Below are 17,097 nucleotides of genomic sequence, written 5' to 3'. Positions count from 1 at the left end.
GAAAGGCGCATTCGTATCTTTCAGTGTGTCCCCGCGAAGGCGGGGACCCATCTCCGGGAGGTTCAAACTTTCACCGGCCGGAGATGGGCTCCCGCCTTCGCGGGAGCACGCGGCTCTTTTGGACGACCGAATTTCAGGAGAAGAAACATGATGCTCCGCAATCTTGTTGCTGCCGCTTCGGCGCTCGCGCTTGCTGCCTGCGCGGCGGGCCCCGATTACAAGGCGCCGCAATCGGCGTCGGCGCCCGCCGCGACCGGCGCATTCGTTTCGGCGAACAGCCCTGCGGTGTCGCTCGCGCCGGTCGTCGCCGACTGGTGGCGCCTCTATGACGACCCGGTGCTCGATGGGCTCGTCGCCGATGCGCTCGCGAACAACAGCGACGTACGCGTCGCGGTGGCGAACATCGCCAGGGCGCGCGCGGCGCTGCGCGGTGCAAGGTCGGATCGTCTGCCGCAGACGGGGATCGGCGCTGGGGCCAATTACGGCCGCAGTCCCGAAGGCCAGCGTCTGCCCGGCGCCGATCGCGAGGATTGGGCAGTCGACGTCGGGTTCGACATTTCTTACGAAGTCGACCTGTTCGGCCGCGTCAGCCGCTCGGTCGAGGCGGCGCGCGGCGATGCCGGGGCGGCCGAAGCCAATGCCGATGCGGTGCGCGTGATCGTCGTCGCCGACACGACCCAGGCGTACGCAGACGCCGCATCGGGCGCGGCGCGGCTGGGCGTCGCGCGGCGCATCGTCGAACTGCTCGACCAGCAGGTGAAGCTTACCCAGCGGCGCAAGGAGGTCGGCATGGCGACCGGACTTGACCTGGCGCGCATCACCACGCTGCGCGACCAGCGCGCGGCGGACATTCCCTCTATCGAGGCCGAGCGGCAGGCGGCATTGTTCCGCCTCGCGACCCTGACCGGTCGCGCTCCCGCTGCGCTCCCCCCGGTCGCAGCGGACCGCAACATCAGCCTCGAAATCGCCGATCCCATCCCGGTCGGTGATGGGGCGGCGCTTTTGAAGCGCCGTCCCGACATTCGCGCGGCCGAGCGCCGCCTGGCGGCCGACACCGCGCGCATCGGCGTCGCGACCGCGGACCTGTATCCGCGCATCACGCTCGGCGGATCGGCGGGGTCCACCGGCTCCGGCTTTGGCGACATATTCGGCGGCGGGCCGCTGCGCTGGCTGCTCGGGCCGCTCATCGACTGGGCCTTCCCCAACCAGGAACCTGCGCGTGCGCGAATCGCAGCGGCCGAGGCCGATGCCCAGGCGTCGCTGGCCGCATTCGACGGCGCAGTGCTGCGCGCGCTCGAGGAGACCGAAACCGCGCTGTCGTCCTACGCGCGGTCGCTCGAACAACGACAGGCGCTGCGCGCGGCGCGCGACCAGGCCGAACGCGCCGCACGGATCGTCCGCGCGAAGCGGGTCGAGGGGGCGTCGGATTCGCTCGAATGGCTCGACGCCGAGCGGACGTTCGCCGAAACCGAAGCGGTGCTCGCGGCGCAGGACGCGCAGATTTCGCGCCGCCAGATCGCCTTGTTCCGCGCGCTGGCCGGCGGCTGGTCGGGTTAGAGCTGACCCTAAGAACCGTCATCCCGGCGAAGGCCGGGATGACGGGGCAGGGAGAGGGATGGCGAGGTAGAGAGAAGCTGGCGCTCCGCTCCACCGCCGCCACCGCCATCGTTTACGCGCCTTTTACCAGTCCCGGTGCATAAGATTTACCGATATTTGTGGCTGGGGATAAATGATGGACAGCATGCGCGGCCTGCTTTCGGGCAGCCACGGCCAGGACGACGGGGCGATCGACGCGCCCGCGGCCGTCGGCGTCGATGAACGTCGGATGCAGGTGCGCGCCTATAATTATTGGGCCTCGCTGCTCGCCGACCGCGCCTATCCCTCGGTCGAGGATCTCGATCTCGACAGCGCCGATTTCGGGGCCCATTCGGTGCTGCTGGATTTTACACAGGGCATCGACAATCCGGGCATCGCCTTTCTGGGCGACCGCTTGCGCGAAGAATCGCAGATCGACGAGAATGTCCATTATATCAGCCAGATTCCCGGACGTTCGCTGCTGTCACGGCTGACCGACCATTATCTTCAGATCATCGCCAACCGCGCGCCGATCGGCTTCGAGGCCGAGTTCGAGAGCGATCGCGGCGTGACGATCATGTATCGCGGCATCCTGCTGCCCTTTTCGTCCGACGACGACACGATCGATTTCATCATGGGGGTGATCAACTGGAAGGAAGCGGCGCCGGCCGAGCAGGAAGAGGAATTGCAGCTGTCGGTCGAACAGGCACTGCGCAGCGCTGCGCCGCTGACCGCGCCGGTTCCCGTGTGGGCCGACGGTCCCGACTCGCTGCACATTGACCATGATTTCGGGGGCGATGTCGCGCCGGGCTTTACCGCTTTCGGCGACGAAGCGGCTGGCGCGGCGGACGTGCCCGGGGATCCGGGCCCCGATGCCGAACTCGCCGACTGGCTGGCGCTGGCGCGCGCGACCGCCGAGCAGGCGGTCGCCGCCGACAGCCGCAGCCGCAGCGCATTGTATCAGGCAGTGGGGAAGGCGTGGGATTTTGCGCTCGCCGCCGACGAGCAGCCCGAAGCCTTTGCCGCGCTGCTCGACGATGCCGGGCTGGCGAAGCAGGACCGCGCGCCGATGACGCCCGTGGTGAAGCTGGTTTTCGGCGCAGCCTATGACAAGACACGGATCGCCGAATATGCCTGTGCGCTGGGCCATGCAAAGGAAGAGGGAATCGCGCGCGGATCGCTCGCGGCCTATCTCGATACTTATCCTGGCGGTCTTAAAGGGCTGGTCCGGGATGTCCGCGCGCGGCGCAGGTCCGAGAAGGCCGGCAAAGCGCCCGATGCCGGGCTCGACGCGCTGCGCGCTGCGCAGCCGGCCGTGATTCTGGAGCATGACGCGGGCGACGCCGAATTCGTCGTACTGATCGCGCGGGCGATGCCGGGCGGACATGTCGGAATCGTTGCCAAGGCGGCCGAAGACTCGGCGCTGATCGCGAAACTCGCGAAGCGGGCAGTCGCGATCACGTCGTAAGTCTCGGTCCTCCCTGGACCGCGTAACAGACGACCCCAAAGTTGAAATAATTTTGCGCAAAGCGCGAACGAGGCCTTGAGCCGCGCGTCGCCGAGGCGCATAGGGGCAGCAGCGAACGGACCCCCGCCGATCGTCGGCTGGGATCCCCCATTTTGGTTCGGGATGCTGTACCTTATGCCCAAGACTATGTCCGACACGCCGGAAACGGACACGCCGCCCACCGACCCCGTCAAAATCCCCGCAAAGATCGCCGCCGCCTATCTGACCGCGCTGCAGGGCAGCGCGCTCCCCGGCGAGGGCGACGACATGGACAAGGCCGCGCTCGCCGAAGCGAGCCGTTTCGCCGCGCGCGCCGCGCTCGAACGCGCACCCGAAACGCCATCGCTGTTGCTCGAACCCATTGCCGCCGATGGTCCCGGTCGCCGGATGCGGCTCGCGATCATCAACGACGACATGCCCTTCCTTGTCGATTCGACGTCGCAGGTGGTGACGGCGCAGGGGCTGGTCGTTCACCGTATCCTGCATCCGGTGGTCGCGGTGAAGCGCGATGCCAAGGGGCATTTGCAGGAAGCCGGCGCGGGCGACACGCGCGAATCGGTGATTTATATCGAGCTTGAGAGGGGCGATGCGCGTGCGCGCCGCCGTCTGCTCGATGCGATCGAGGCGGCGCTGCGCGACGTGCGTGCGGCGGTCCGCGACTGGCGTGCCATGCGCGCGGCGATGCTTGCCGATGCGGCGATGCGCGTCGAGGGCGAGGGCGCCGAGCTGCTGCGCTGGTTCGAGGGCGGGTCGATGACCCAGCTGGGCCACGAATGGCGCACGCGCGACGGCCGGATTCACGAACCGCTGGGGATCAGCGAGAGCGGCGAAAGCCAGCTTTTATCCCCCGCCGCGCTCGACGCGGCTTTCGCCTGGTTCGACCGGGGCGGGCAGGCCCCGCTGCTGATCAAGTCGAACCGCTTGTCGGCGGTGCACCGCCGCGTGTTGCTCGATCTCATCATCGTTCCCGAAATGAAGGGGAAGAAGGTCGAGCGGCTGTCGATCCACGCCGGACTATGGACCAGCCAGGCGCTCTCGACCCCGCCCGCCAAGGTGCCCGTGCTGCGCGCCCAGCTCGACGGGCTCATGGCCAAATTCGGATTCGATCCGGCGGGCCATGCGGGCAAGGCGCTCGCGCACGCATTGACCGCGCTGCCGCACGACCTGCTCATCGCGTTCGATGCGGCTTCGCTCGAGGAATTGGTGCTCACGTCGATGTCGATCACCGACCGCCCGCGGCCCAAGCTGGTCACGGTGCGCAGCGCGCTGGGCCGCCATTTGTTCGCGTTCGTCTGGTTGCCGCGCGACGAGGTTTCGACCGGACGGCGCATCGCGGTCGAGGCGATGCTGGTGCGCGAGGCGAAGGCGGGGGTCATCGGCTGGACGATGGTGCTCGAGGACGGCGGCGCGGCGCTGCTGCGCTACACGCTCGACCTTCGCAGCGGGGGCGTGGTGCCCGACACCGACGCGCTTAACGCGCAGCTCGAACAAATGGTCCGCGGCTGGCAGCCCGAAGTCGAGGCGGCGCTGGCCAGGCGCGGCGACCCCGGCCGCGCGGCGGCGCTGGCGGGCCGGTTCGCCGCCGCCTTTCCGCCCAATTACCGCAACCTTTACAACCCCGAAGAGGCGGCGCGCGACATTTTGCGGCTGCGCGATCTGGACGCCCAGAACCTGCGCAGCGTCCGCCTGGCGAAGAAGAGCCTCGACGGCGATGATCGGCTGCGGCTGAAGGTCTATAGCGCCGCGGGCCCGCTCGCGCTCTCCGACGTCGTCCCCGCGCTCGAACATTTCGGTTTCCAGGTGCTCGAGGAAATCCCGACCGCGCTCGGCCCGACGCGCGGCCCCGGCGGCGACAGCGACGACGACGCGCCGATCGTCATCCACGATTTCACGCTGGGCCTGCCCGCCAATGTCGACGAGATGGCGTTGATGCCTTTTGCCGAGACGATCGAGAATGCGATTGCCGCGGTGCTCGAAGGGCGCGCCGAGAATGACGCCTTCAACCAGCTGGTGCTCACCAACCAGACCGACCCCGGCGCGATCGTGTGGCTGCGCGCCTGGTTCCGCTATCTGCGCCAGGGCGGGTCGGCCTATGGCATGGATACGGTGGTGAGCGCGCTGCGCCACGCGCCCAAGCTCACCGCCGCGCTGATCGACCGCTTCTGCGCGCTCCACGACCCCAAGGCCCGCGACGCCGCCCGCGCCGAGGCGCTGGAGGCCGAGATCATGGCGGGCTTTGCTGCCATCAAATCGATCGACGAGGATCGCATCCTGCGGCTGTTCCATGCGGTGATCGGCGCTACGCTGCGGACCAACGCCTTTGCCCCTGCCGCCGCCGAGGCGCTGGCGTTCAAGATCGACAGCGCGCAAATCCCCGGCCTGCCCAAGCCGCTGCCCTGGCGCGAGGTCTGGGTTTATTCGCCGCGGGTCGAAGGCACGCATTTGCGCGCCGGCCCGGTCGCGCGCGGCGGGCTGCGCTGGTCCGATCGGCGCGACGATTTCCGCACCGAGATTCTGGGGCTGATGAAAGCGCAGCGCGTCAAGAATGCGGTCATCGTGCCGACCGGCGCAAAGGGTGGTTTCTATCCCAAGGCGCTGCCCGATCCGACGATCGACCGCGACGCATGGTTCGCCGAAGGGACCGAATGCTATCGCATTTTCATCCGCTCGCTTTTGTCGATCACCGACAATCTCGTCGGGGGCAAGGTCGTACATCCCGACCGGGTCGTGATCCGCGACGGCGACGATCCCTATTTCGTCGTCGCCGCCGACAAGGGCACGGCCACCTTCTCCGACGTCGCCAATGCCCTGGCGATGGAACGCGGCTTCTGGCTGGGCGACGCGTTCGCGAGCGGCGGGTCGAAGGGGTATGACCACAAGGCGATGGGGATCACGGCCAAGGGCGCGTGGATTTCGGTGCAGCGCCATTTCGCCGAAATGGGCATCGACGTGCAGAGCGACACGATCCGCGTCGTCGGTTGCGGCGACATGTCGGGCGACGTGTTCGGCAACGGCATGCTTTTGTCGAAGGCGATCAAATTGTGCGCCGCGTTCGACCACCGCCATATCTTCCTCGACCCCGATCCCGATCCGGCGAAGAGCTGGAAGGAACGTGCGCGGATGTTTGCGCTCCCGCGGTCGAGCTGGGACGATTATGACAAGAAGCTGATCTCGAAGGGCGGCGGCGTCTTTCCGCGCAGCCAGAAGAGCATTCCGCTTTCGCCCGAAGTGCAGGCGCTGCTCGGCCTGTCGGTCAGCGAAATCGATCCCGGCTCGCTGATCTCGGCGATCCTGAAGGCGCCGGTCGACCTGCTCTGGTTCGGGGGCATCGGCACCTATGTGAAGGCGGCGAGCCAGAACAATGCCGAGGTGGGCGATCCCGCGAACGATGCGCTGCGCGTCGATGCCGAGGACCTGCGCGTGCGCGCGGTCGGCGAGGGCGCCAACCTAGGCGTCACGCAGGCGGCGCGCATCGCTTTTTCGGCAAAGGGCGGGCGGATCAACACCGACTTCATCGACAACAGCGCGGGCGTCGATTGTTCGGATAACGAGGTCAATATCAAGATCGCGCTGAACCGCGAAATGGCCGAAGGGCGTCTGAGCCAGGCGGATCGCGACGCGCTGCTGGCGCGGATGACCGACGATGTCGCCGCGCTGGTGCTCGAAGACAACCGGCTACAGGCGCTGGCGCTGTCGATCGCCGAAAAGAGCGGGTCGGCGGGCGTGCCGTCGCTGGTGCGGGTCATGGAGACGTTCGAGGGATCGGGCCGGCTCGACCGCAAGGTCGAAGGGCTTGCCGCGAACGACGAGTTGCTCCGCCGCGCCGCCGAAGGACGCGGGCTGACGCGTCCCGAACTGGCGGTGCTGCTGTCGACGGCAAAGCTGGCCTTGCAGGACGCGATCGAGGCGAGCGACCTGCCCGATGACCCTGCGCTGGCCAGCGACCTTGCCGCCGCCTTCCCTGCCGAGATGCAGCGCGATTTTGCGGGCGCGATCGCCGACCACCAGTTGCGCCGCGAAATCATCGCGACCAAGGTAGCGAACCGCATCGTCAACCGGATGGGCATCATCCACCCGTTCGAACTGGTCGAAGAGGAAGGCTGTGCGCTGGGCGACGTTGCGGCGGCGTTCGTCGCGGTCGAACGGCTGCTGGGAATGCCTGCGATCTGGAGCGAGCTCGATACCGCGAAGATCGACGAGAGCATCCGGCTGTCGCTCTTTTCGCAGGCGGCTGCCGCGATGGCGTCGCAAATGGCGGACCTGCTTCGCGTGACGCAATCGCTGTCGCACCCCGGTCCGGTGGTCGCGCGGCTCGAACCCGGCGTCGATCGACTCAACGAAAGCGTCGACACACTGCTCAGCCCGTCGGTCCGACGTCAGTGGGAGATGCTGACGCAGCAGTTGCTCGATGCCGGCGCGCCGGAGGCGCTGACCGCCGCAGTTGTGCGCTTGTTCAAGACCGACGGAGCCATCGGCATCGTCGACCTTGCCGAGCGCCGCGGCGACGACGAGGTTGCGGTGACGCACGCCTTTACCCATCTGGGCGAGGCGTTGGGGCTCGACTGGGCGCAGACGCTGGCGGCGCATATGAGCCCCGCCGACCCGTGGGAACGCCTGCTCGTCAACAGCCTGGCGCGCGATTTTCAGCAGATGCGCCTCAGTTTTCTTGGCGGATTGCCCCAGGGCGACCTCGACGCCGCGGTGACCAAATGGCTTGCCGACCATGCACCGCGGGTGGAACAGTTCCGTGCCACCGTCGATCGCGCACGGATGATCCCCAACCCCAATGGCGCGATGCTGTCGCATATTGCGGGGCAGGCGCGCGGGCTGCTGGCGCGGTAGATGCCGTTCCAGCCCCGCGTCGCGATCCTGGTTCCTGCGGCCGGTTTTGCGGATCGATGGCAGCCCGCCTTTGCACGCAAGGCGGCGGCGCTGACCGCGGCGGGTTTGTCGGTCGATCAGCGCGTTTGGACCGATCCGGGCGATCTCGCGGGGCACGACCTGATTCTGCCGCTCTTTGCCTGGGGCTATCAGCGCAATGTTTCGGCCTGGTACGCGCTGCTCGACCGGCTGGAGGCGGAGGCGTTGCCGGTCGTCAATCGGGTGCCGGTGCTGCGTTGGAACAGCGACAAGGCCTATCTCGCCGATCTGGCGGACAAGGGCGTCGCGGTCGTGCCGACGATCGACGTGGCGGCGCTCGATGCGGCGGCGTTGGCCGACGCGCGCAGGGCGTTCGGCACCGACGAGCTTGTCATAAAGCCCGCCATTTCGGGCGGCGCCGATGGTACGCATCGCATTGCGCCCGGCGGATCGATTCCCGCCGATGCGCTGGGTCGGCGCCGGCTCGTCCAGCCGCTGATGCCCGGCGTGCTGGCTACCGGCGAATTTTCGCTCTTTTTCTTTGGCGGCCGTTATAGCCATGCGATCGTCAAGCACCCCGCCTCGGGCGATTTTCGCGTTCAGGAACAGTTCGGCGGGCGCGAGACCGCGTGGGAAGCCAATGACGCTGCACGGGCGCTCGCGGCGATGGCGCTCGCGGCGGCGCCCGCTCCGCCCGTCTATGCGCGCGTCGATATGGTCGGCGATGGCGCGGGGCGGCTGCATGTGATGGAACTTGAGTTGATCGAGCCGTCGCTTTTTCTTCATCATGCGCCCGATAAGGGGGCGGCATTCGCGCGGGCGGTCTACGCCGCCGTCTGATCGTCGCGGCGCGTCCACAACCATTGGCGGATGGCCGAGGTCAGGTTGGGCGGATTGTCCGCTTCCATCCGTTCGACGTCGATCCGCGCGACCAGCGCGTTGACGGGAAGCGTCTGCCGCGCCGCCTCGGCCTCGAGCGCATCCCAAAAAACGGGTTCGAGGCTGATCGAGGTGGGATGCCCGGCGATTGTGACCGACCGTTTGACGGGGGGGTGGAGGGGGTGGGTCATCGGTCGTGGCTCCACTGGCGACGGCAAAGCCGCCGCCTGTCGTCAGACGGGTTCGGCGATCTTTTGGGATCGCCGCCCCGCTGGCCGTGTCGATGGCTGCCGCTTTGCGGCACCGGCGCCTAACCTTGTCGTTCGCCGCGCGAACGCCTTGGTTACACGCCTGCCATCGTCAGTACATATGCTGCCCGCCGTTGATCGACATCGTCGATCCGGTGACGAATCCCGCATCCTCGCTGCACAGGAAAGCGACACCGCGCGCGATTTCGTCGGCCTGCCCCAGACGCCCGACCGGAATCTTCGCGACGATTTTTTCGAGCACCTGGGGCGGCACGGCGGCAACCATGTCGGTGTCGATATAGCCCGGCGCGATCGCATTCACCGTTACGCCCTTCTTCGCGCCTTCCTGCGCCAGCGCCTTGGTAAAGCCGTGGATGCCCGATTTGGCGGCGGCATAATTGACCTGGCCATATTGGCCCGCCTGGCCGTTGATCGAGCCGATGTTGACGATGCGGCCCCAGCCGCGCTCGACCATGCCGGGGAAACAGGCCTTCGCCATGTTGAAGCAACCGCCGAGGTTGATGCGCATCACATCGTCCCAATCGGCATAGCTCATCCGCGCGAGCGTGCCGTCGCGGGTGATCCCCGCATTGTTGACGACGATGTCGATCGGACCGACATCGGCCGCCACCTGTGCGCAGCCGTCGAGGCACGCCTGATGGTCGCCGACGTCCCATTTATAGGCCCTGATGCCGGTGCGTTCGGTAAAAGCGCGCGCCTTTTCGTCATTGCCGGCATAGTTGGCGACGACGGTGACGCCCTGTTCCTGAAGCTTCAGCGAAATGGCTTCCCCGATCCCGCGGCTGCCGCCGGTGACGATTGCTATGCGTGCCATCGATTCATCTCTCCCACAGATTTGAATCGATGATTAGGGCGCACTGCTGCGCGCCGCAAGTTGACCGGAACGTCAATCGCAAAGCTATTCAGCGGACTAGCTGCGCCCGCGCGCTGGTGAAGTCGCCGATGGCGAGCGCTGCCCTCGCGATGGTCACGACGAGCGTTTGGCTGTCGCCGAAGCGGCGGCTCATCAGCCCACTGGTCGGCAGCGCGAGGAGCACCGGGTCCTGGTCGAACATCCCGCCCACGGTCGCCATTTCGCGCGCGGCAAGATTGCGCCACAGCGGCTCGAAATAGGCGCGTGCCGGCCCCGACAGGTTGGCAGGGTCCGCGCACCAGGCGTGTTTGGCGCGATCGAATAACATGGTGCGATAGTCATGGACCCAAAGATCGGCGTCGGCGCGATGCGTGGTCAGCGGCAGCGTCGCCAGATCGGCGGTCGGTTCGCCGCCCGCGCGGTGCGCGCTGTCGATGGGCACGGCCCACTGGATCGCGTGGAGCGCCGCCATCACCGCGGTCGCGTCGCCCACCGAAAAAGGCTCGAGCACCGCGCTGTCGTGGATGATGGCGACGATCTCCAGGGCGCGCGCACGCGCTTCGCGGTTGATCGCGGCGCAACGTTCGAGCCTCGCGACGGTCGCGGCATCGGCATCGTCGGGGGCGGCAGGATCGGTGACGAGCCGATCGAGCCGCGCTTCGAGGATCGCGGCCATGGCCGTGAGGCTTCCCCAATCGAAGGGATGGAAGGCCGGGTCGGCGATGTCGTAGCCGGTCGCCTGGCGATCACTGGTGCCATCGGCTTCGCGCGCATCGGCATCGACCGCATCTGCCGCGACAAGGTCGACGGGCCATTGCGGAAAAGCGCGCACCGCAAAGGACGCGAGATCGCCTTCGCCGATCCCGCCATAGGGGCCGAACCATCCCTCGGCATCGTTGAGCGCATAGGGGGGCGCGATCGTCGCTGCGGGTTCGCCGACATGCAGAACGTGCACATCCGGCCGGTGGCGGTGAATGAAAAAGGCCAGCGCGCCGTGCCGCGGACCCAGCCCGTCCCACATCTGGCGCGGCAGGCCGGAACAGTCGATCTGGGCAAGGAAATCGGCGGCCTGGCCGTCGATCTGCGGCCATGTTGCTCCGCTCGCCAGCCGCGGACGGCCGCCGAGCCAGCTGCGTGTCGAAACGGCGTCGCGCAGCGGAATTTGTGGGACCAGGAAAAGCGTGACGGCTTCGGCGCCGTCGTCGGCTACCGCTTCCTGCGCCGCGGTTTCAGCTTCGGACACGCATCTTTCCAGCGCGACCTCGTCCACTGCGGGAGTGGCCGCTGGCGCCGCGGAAATATCGGCTTCGAACTTGGCGTCGAACAAGCCGTCGCGCGGGGGTTCAAGCGGCGCCTTTCCGCTGATCCGCGCGAGCCGTGCCGGCGCGATTTCGACCTCGGCGATTTCGGGGTCCTTGCGCGCGCGTTTGGGCAGGCGGCCGACGCGGGCCGCGCTCGGCGACGGCTTGGCGGGCCGACGCGCGCGCCAGATTGCAAAGGCGATCAGGATGCCCAGCAACAGCGCCCCCGTCAGCATCACGGCGGCCAGCTCTACTTCGGTCATCGCGTCACTCCATAAGCGATCGCGGCCGCACCGGATCGGCGCCACGATGGAGCAATTTACCCCATGGTCCTAAACAGTTGGTAAGTGACGCGATCAGATCCAGCCCGCGAGTTCGCGGCGAACGAGCGCCTCCAGCATCGCCACGCCCGGTGCATCGGCGTTGAGGCAGGGGAGGTAGGCAAATTTCCTGCCGCCCGCGGCCATGAACTGTTCCTTGCCGCGGATCGCCAGCTCTTCCAGGGTTTCGAGGCAGTCGGCGGCGAAGCCGGGGGCAAGCACGGCGACGCTTTTTCCTGCCTGGGCAAATTTTTCGAGCTGGGCATCGGTTGCGGGCTCCAGCCATTTGGCGCGGCCGAAACGCGACTGGAAAGCGACCTCGACCGGGCGGCCCAGCGCCTCCCCCAGCAGCCGCGCCGTCTTTTGGCACTGACAATGATAGGGATCGCCGAGGTGCAGCGTTCGTTCGGGCATTCCGTGAAAGCTGGCTAGCAATATGTCGGGCACGAAATCGAGCGCGGCGAGCCCTGCCTCGACCGATGCCGTGAGCGCGTCCAGATAGGCGGGATCGTCGGCATAGGGTGGCAGGAAGCGCAGCGCGGGCTGCCAGCGCAGCGTCTTCAGATGATCGGTAGCGGCATCGACGACGGTGGCGGTCGTCGCGGCGCAATATTGCGGATAGAGCGGCGCGATCAGGATGCGGCGGCACCCCGCGGCGGCCAGCGCGTCGATTGCGGGGCCGATTGCAGGTTCGCCATAACGCATCGCATGGGCGACCTCCGCCGCGTCGCCCAGCGCGATTTGCAAGGCGGCGGCTTGCGCGCGGGTGATTGCGGCGAGCGGGGATCCTTGGTCGGTCCATATCTGCGCGTAGGCGTGCGCCGATTTCTTGGGCCGGGTGTTCAGAATGATGCCGCGCAGGATCGGCTGCCACAGGATCGGCGGGATTTCGACGACGCGGCGGTCCGACAGAAACTCAGCCAGATAGCGGCGCACCGCGGGCGGTTCGGGCGCGTCGGGGGTGCCAAGGTTGACGAGCAGTACGCCGACGCGCGGCGCCGCGATGGCGGGATGATCGCTGGGAAGGGTCATAGCGGGTGCGCCGACAACGGGATGCGGCGGATGCGGCGCCCGGTCGCGGCGTACATCGCATTGGCGATCGCGGGCGCAACGACGGGGGCCGCAATCTCGCCGAGGCCGCCGGGTTCGCGGTCGCTGTCGACCAGTTCGATCAAAATCTGGGGGGTCTGCGACAGGCGCGGCAGGCCGAGCTGGCCGAGTTTGCGCGCCGTCGCGAGCCCGTCTTCATAGTCGGTCGTCGCGCCCACGGCGGCGGCGAGGCCGAAGATCAGCCCGCCCTCGATCTGCTGGCGCGCGATCGCCGGATTGACGAGGCGCCCCGCGTCGACGACCGCAACCAATTGTTCGACCTGCAGCCCCTTGTCGCTTTGCCGGGCGGTTGCCATCAGCGCGATATGGCTGCCGCGCATCGAATGGCAGGCAAGGCCCTGCGCGCTTCCCGGCAGGCCCCCCTCCCAGCCGCCGAGGCTGGTCGCGGTCAGCAGACATCGCGCGAGTAGCGGCGCGTCGCCGAGCATCGCCATGCGATAGGATAGCGGGTCCGATCCCGCGCGCGCCGCCATTTCGTCGACGAAGCACTCGGTGAAAAAGGCGGTATAGCTGTCGGCGTTGCCGCGCCAGCGGCCCGTCGGCAGGCCGATGTCGGCGGGGCAATGATCGACCGCGCGGTGGGGGATGGAATAACGCGTCGCGGCGCCTTCGACCGCCGCGGCATCGGCGCGCCCCGCGGCGGCGCGCTGCGCTGTGTCGGCGGAAACATTGTCGAACAGCCGCGCGCGGACTTCATGGTTGGTCGAAGGGACGGCGATTCGCGTCACCAGCGCGTCGATCCCGCCCGCAGCGTTGAGCGTCGCGGAGAGCCTGGCGCGCGCGGGTGCGCGCGGTGGCAGGCGCATGATCTCTTCGGCGCGCGACCAGGCGAGCTGAACCGGACGTTTTACCTGACGTGCGATGATCGCGGCCTGCACGGCGACGCTGTGATCGAGGCAGGCGTCGAACGAGCCGCCCGCCATCATCGGGAACAGTGTGACGGCATGGGGGGAGAGGCCGGTCGCGCGCGCGACCGCATCGCGGCACTGCGTCGGAGCCTGCGTCGCGACCCAGATCCGCAGCCCGTTGCCGTCGGGGGCGGCGGTTGCGCTGCGCGTTTCGATGGGGGCGTGGAGCGCCGGGGCAACGGCATATTCGGCGACGATGCGCGTTCGTCCCTCCATCGCTTCGGCGACGTCGCCTTCGCGGTGGATGCGATAGCCGTCGGCCTTGAGCGCGGCTTTCAGCGCCTGGTCGATACGATCGGTCGAAATCGGCACACCTTCGGTCTCGAAGACGGGAGCAAAGCGGTCGAGCGCCCGGTTCGCCGCCCACCAGTTGCGCGCAACCGTGGCGACCCAGCGGTCGTGCGTGACGACATGCAGCAGGCCCGGTGAAGCAAGCCCCGCCTTGCGGTCGATGCTTTTCAGCCGCGTCGCGCCGAGCGGCCCCTGGCGGATCGCGGCAAAGACCATGTCGGGCAGGCGGATGTCGGCGGCATAATTGGCCGACCCGTCGATCTTGGCGGGAAGGTCGAGGCGCGTCAGTTCCTTGCCGTAAAGCGGGTCGGCGGTCGAGGCGCGATAGACGGGCTCGGCGGGCGGCTCGAGCGTCGCGGCGGCGGCGGCAACCTCGGCAAAGCGGAGCCGCTTGCTGCCGTGGAGCACGAAACCGTCCTGCGTGTCGCATTCCTGCCAGTCGGCGTCCCAGCGATCGGCCGCGGCCATCATCAAGAGCGCGCGCGCCTGCGCCGCGGCGGCGCGGCACGGCTCCTCGAACATACGCACCGACGAGGAATTGGCGGTCAGCATCACCGCGTTCCGCACCGCCCATTCGCGGCGGACCCATCCGCGCACGTCGGCGACAAAATCGGGCACGCCCGTGCGCGGCGTGAACACTGCGCTATCCTCGTCGACGAGCAGCGTATTGGCGTAGAGCGGGCTGATCGGTGCGCTTTCGACCGCGATCGTGCGCCAGTCGGCGCCCAGTTCGTCGGCCATGATCTGCGGCAGCAAGGTGGTCACGCCCTGGCCCATTTCGCACTGCGGCACGATCGCGCTCACATGCCCGTCGTCGCCGATCTTCAAAAAGGCGTTGAAAATATGTTCGCCCGGCGCGGCGGTCAGGTTGGGCTGGTAGTCGCGCGGCCACAAACCCCATGCGATCGCAAGGCCCCCGGCGGCGGTCGCGCCGACGAGCATCTCGCGGCGGCTGACTTGCGGCAGCCGCGATTTGCGTTTTCCAACCGTGTCGCGAATGCCCGCCATCGCCGACGGTGATAAGCGGGGCGAGTCCGGAGAGCAAAGGCTTTTGCCTCAATCGTCGCCCCCGCGAAGGCGGGGGCAGTTATCGGTGTTGCGCCACGTCTCCAGCGGCCCCGCCTTCGTGGGGGCGACGAGGCGTTACCAGCCCCAGGGTGCCGGTGGCGGGGTGACTGGCTGACTGTAATCGAAGGTCACGCGAAAATCGCGGCCTTCGCGGTTCAACCCATAGGTGAAATCATCGCCGGTCGTTTCGATCGACCAGATATTGCCGTTCGACACGCTGCGCCCGGTGCGGGTGAACAGCGCGATCGATTCGGCGTCGACGGGAAAGGTCTGGCGGCTCGCGGTGCCGGGGGCGGCGGTTTCCCCGCCATACATCGTCAGTTCGTCCGCGCTGCCGTCGGCATGGCGATGGTCGTGCTTCAGGCGGAGGCCGGCGGGCGTGCGCGTGACGATCCAGGTGCGCGAGCGGTCCCAGCCGCCGTCGGGGCCGAGCCCCTCGATATGAAAGGGGATTTCTATCCGGTCGGGGGTGCAGCGGCGGACGTGCATTACCATCGCCTTGCCGCGCATCGCGGCATCGGCTTCCTGATCGCTCGCGAGGCGGCCCGCATAGGCCTGCCCGCACCGCGCCGCGAGCGCGGCGAAAAAGGCGTCTTGGGGATCGTTCGCGGCCGCCGTCGTCGCGCATCCGGCGAGCAGCGCCACCGCGAGGACCGCGAAGGCCGCTTTCATTTCAAAAGCCCCAGCCGCGGCGCTTCGACCTTGGGGCAGCGGTCCATCACCACCATCAGTCCCGCGGCTTCGGCTCGCTCTGCCGCGGCTTCGTTGACGACGCCGATCTGCATCCACACCGCCTTTGCGCCATGAACAATGGCTTCGTCCACCGCGGCGGCAGCGTCGGCGCTGTTGCGGAAAATATCGACGATTTCGGCGGGCGGTTCGACATCGGCGAGCGTCGCGACGACGGGCGCACCGTGGATCGTCGTGCCCGCGTGGCCGGGATTGACCGCGATCACGTCATGCCCCTGGCTCATCAGAAAGGCGAGGACGCCGTTCGACGGACGCGCAGGGTTGGGCGAGGCGCCGACCACCGCAATGCGGCGCGGTTGCCCAAGCAGTTCGCGGATTTCGCCTTCGTCGTTGATCGCCATTATCTGCCCTTTCCTGTGCTCAGCCAATCGGCGACCTTGGCCGCTATTGCATGAAATGGTTCGCCGGCGGGGTCGGTTCCCGCCGCGGGCGGAACGCCGCCATCGCTGGCAAGGCGGATGCCCATCGACAGGGGCACGCGGCCGAGGAAATCGAGCTCCATCGCCTTTGCTGCCGCCTCGGCACCGCCGCTGCCGAACGGATCGCTGACCTCGCCGCAATGCGGGCAGGCGTAACCCGCCATATTCTCGACCAGCCCGATGATCGGCACACCCGCCTGCTCGAACAGGCTGATCGCGCGCGCCGCGTCCATCAGCGCCAGGTCCTGCGGGGTCGAGACGATGACCGCGCCCGCCGGTTTGTGCTTCTGGATCATCGTCAGCTGGACGTCGCCGGTGCCGGGGGGCAGGTCGACGACCAGCGTGTCGATGTCACCCCAGCTCGCATCGACGAGTTGTTCGAGCGCACGCCCCGCCATCGGGCCGCGCCAAGCGATCGCCTGCCCCGGCTGGGCGATTTGTCCGGTCGACAGCATCGGCACGCCATAGGCGCTCTGGACGGGGGCGAGCCTCGATCCGCGCGCCTCGGGCTTCACATGCTCGCTGTCCATCAGCCTTGGTTGCGAAGGCCCATAGATGTCGGCATCGACCAGCCCGACCTTGATGCCCAGCCGGTGCATGGCGACCGCAAGGTTCGCGGCGAGGGTCGATTTGCCGACGCCGCCCTTGCCACTGCCGACGGCGATGATCGTCATCGCCTTTTTCTCGGCGGTCATGGCGATACGCACCGCGGTCACGCCCGGCTGTTCGAGCAGGCCCGCGCGCAGCTTGTCCTCGAGCGGTTTGCGGTCATCGGCGGCGATACCGGTGACGTCGAGCACGATGGCAAGCGTGCCCTGATCGTCGAGAAAGCGGAGGCCGGAGGTGCGCCCGCCGCTGAGGTCGGTGGCAAGGCTGGCGAACGGAGCGGTGTCGGTCATCCCCGGCGAAATAGGGACGCCGACGCGCTTTGCCAGTCATTTTCGCGCGGACCCCCTGTTAATCGCGTCCGTCGCCCCTATAAAAGCG

The 17,097-nt window shown here is 67.8% G+C and carries 12 protein-coding genes; 4 read left to right on the top strand and 8 right to left on the bottom strand.

Annotated features, from left to right (window positions below):
- The first annotated feature begins 150 nt into the window (after window positions 1-150).
- The 4 genes from RIA72_RS01195 to RIA72_RS01180 all read left to right on the top strand — a co-directional run bounded on the left by RIA72_RS01195 (window position 151) and on the right by RIA72_RS01180 (window position 8,782).
- Window positions 151-1,557: an efflux transporter outer membrane subunit gene (locus tag RIA72_RS01195; RefSeq protein WP_350030805.1), complete on the top strand. Its 1,407-nt coding sequence runs from the start codon at window positions 151-153 to the stop codon at window positions 1,555-1,557.
- A 175-nt stretch (window positions 1,558-1,732) separates the two neighbouring features.
- The gene (locus RIA72_RS01190; protein WP_350030530.1) at window positions 1,733-3,043 is read left to right on the top strand and encodes a PAS domain-containing protein; all 1,311 of its coding nucleotides are present in this window, start codon (window positions 1,733-1,735) and stop codon (window positions 3,041-3,043) included.
- Between the two features lie 186 nt (window positions 3,044-3,229).
- Window positions 3,230-7,924 (top strand): NAD-glutamate dehydrogenase, encoded by a 4,695-nt coding sequence (locus tag RIA72_RS01185; RefSeq protein ID WP_350030529.1) that lies wholly within the window; start codon window positions 3,230-3,232, stop codon window positions 7,922-7,924.
- Entirely contained in the window at window positions 7,925-8,782 is an 858-nt protein-coding gene (locus tag RIA72_RS01180; RefSeq protein WP_350030528.1) for an ATP-grasp domain-containing protein, read from the top strand.
- On the opposite strand, the gene RIA72_RS01175 is transcribed toward RIA72_RS01180, so the two are convergent.
- The 8 genes from RIA72_RS01175 to RIA72_RS01140 all read right to left on the bottom strand — a co-directional run bounded on the left by RIA72_RS01175 (window position 8,767) and on the right by RIA72_RS01140 (window position 17,009).
- A complete protein-coding gene (locus RIA72_RS01175; RefSeq protein ID WP_350030527.1) occupies window positions 8,767-9,012 on the bottom strand; it encodes a ribbon-helix-helix domain-containing protein in 246 nt (81 codons plus the stop codon). The genes RIA72_RS01180 and RIA72_RS01175 overlap by 16 nt on opposite strands.
- Before the next feature lie 169 nt (window positions 9,013-9,181).
- A complete protein-coding gene (phbB, locus tag RIA72_RS01170; protein WP_350030526.1) occupies window positions 9,182-9,904 on the bottom strand; it encodes an acetoacetyl-CoA reductase in 723 nt (240 codons plus the stop codon).
- Window positions 9,905-9,992: 88 nt separating this feature from the next.
- The gene (locus tag RIA72_RS01165) at window positions 9,993-11,507 is read right to left on the bottom strand and encodes a DUF1963 domain-containing protein (protein ID WP_350030525.1); all 1,515 of its coding nucleotides are present in this window, start codon (window positions 11,505-11,507) and stop codon (window positions 9,993-9,995) included.
- 93 nt (window positions 11,508-11,600) lie between these two features.
- Window positions 11,601-12,596, bottom strand: a complete 996-nt coding sequence (gene hemH, locus RIA72_RS01160; protein WP_350030524.1) for a ferrochelatase — start codon at window positions 12,594-12,596, stop codon at window positions 11,601-11,603.
- A complete protein-coding gene (locus RIA72_RS01155; RefSeq protein ID WP_350030523.1) occupies window positions 12,593-14,881 on the bottom strand; it encodes a xanthine dehydrogenase family protein molybdopterin-binding subunit in 2,289 nt (762 codons plus the stop codon). Before RIA72_RS01155 ends, hemH begins: the two co-directional genes overlap by 4 nt.
- 135 nt (window positions 14,882-15,016) lie before the next feature.
- Complete coding sequence (locus tag RIA72_RS01150) at window positions 15,017-15,613, bottom strand: hypothetical protein (protein WP_350030521.1); 597 nt, start codon at window positions 15,611-15,613, stop codon at window positions 15,017-15,019.
- Window positions 15,610-16,032, bottom strand: a complete 423-nt coding sequence (locus RIA72_RS01145; protein WP_350030520.1) for a CoA-binding protein — start codon at window positions 16,030-16,032, stop codon at window positions 15,610-15,612. The genes RIA72_RS01150 and RIA72_RS01145 overlap by 4 nt, the downstream gene beginning before the upstream one ends.
- A complete protein-coding gene (locus RIA72_RS01140; RefSeq protein WP_350030519.1) occupies window positions 16,032-17,009 on the bottom strand; it encodes an Mrp/NBP35 family ATP-binding protein in 978 nt (325 codons plus the stop codon). The genes RIA72_RS01145 and RIA72_RS01140 overlap by 1 nt, the downstream gene beginning before the upstream one ends.
- Window positions 17,010-17,097: the final 88 nt, after the last annotated feature.

The organism is Sphingopyxis sp. (genome assembly GCF_040216815.1).
In the GTDB taxonomy this organism is placed as follows: domain Bacteria; phylum Pseudomonadota; class Alphaproteobacteria; order Sphingomonadales; family Sphingomonadaceae; genus Sphingopyxis.
This window is presented reverse-complemented; position numbering and strand designations above follow the sequence as displayed.

What these genes read in the sequence shown, in the direction of transcription:
- RIA72_RS01195 (WP_350030805.1), top strand. Translation starts at nt 151, where the DNA reads ATGCTCCGCAATCTTGTTGCTGCCGCTTCGGCGCTCGCGCTTGCTGCC.
- RIA72_RS01190 (WP_350030530.1), top strand. Translation starts at nt 1,733, where the DNA reads ATGGACAGCATGCGCGGCCTGCTTTCGGGCAGCCACGGCCAGGACGAC.
- RIA72_RS01185 (WP_350030529.1), top strand. Translation starts at nt 3,230, where the DNA reads ATGTCCGACACGCCGGAAACGGACACGCCGCCCACCGACCCCGTCAAA.
- RIA72_RS01180 (WP_350030528.1), top strand. Translation starts at nt 7,925, where the DNA reads ATGCCGTTCCAGCCCCGCGTCGCGATCCTGGTTCCTGCGGCCGGTTTT.
- RIA72_RS01175 (WP_350030527.1), bottom strand. Translation starts at nt 9,012, where the DNA reads ATGACCCACCCCCTCCACCCCCCCGTCAAACGGTCGGTCACAATCGCC.
- phbB (WP_350030526.1), bottom strand. Translation starts at nt 9,904, where the DNA reads ATGGCACGCATAGCAATCGTCACCGGCGGCAGCCGCGGGATCGGGGAA.
- RIA72_RS01165 (WP_350030525.1), bottom strand. Translation starts at nt 11,507, where the DNA reads ATGACCGAAGTAGAGCTGGCCGCCGTGATGCTGACGGGGGCGCTGTTG.
- hemH (WP_350030524.1), bottom strand. Translation starts at nt 12,596, where the DNA reads ATGACCCTTCCCAGCGATCATCCCGCCATCGCGGCGCCGCGCGTCGGC.
- RIA72_RS01155 (WP_350030523.1), bottom strand. Translation starts at nt 14,881, where the DNA reads ATGGCGGGCATTCGCGACACGGTTGGAAAACGCAAATCGCGGCTGCCG.
- RIA72_RS01150 (WP_350030521.1), bottom strand. Translation starts at nt 15,613, where the DNA reads ATGAAAGCGGCCTTCGCGGTCCTCGCGGTGGCGCTGCTCGCCGGATGC.
- RIA72_RS01145 (WP_350030520.1), bottom strand. Translation starts at nt 16,032, where the DNA reads ATGGCGATCAACGACGAAGGCGAAATCCGCGAACTGCTTGGGCAACCG.
- RIA72_RS01140 (WP_350030519.1), bottom strand. Translation starts at nt 17,009, where the DNA reads ATGACCGACACCGCTCCGTTCGCCAGCCTTGCCACCGACCTCAGCGGC.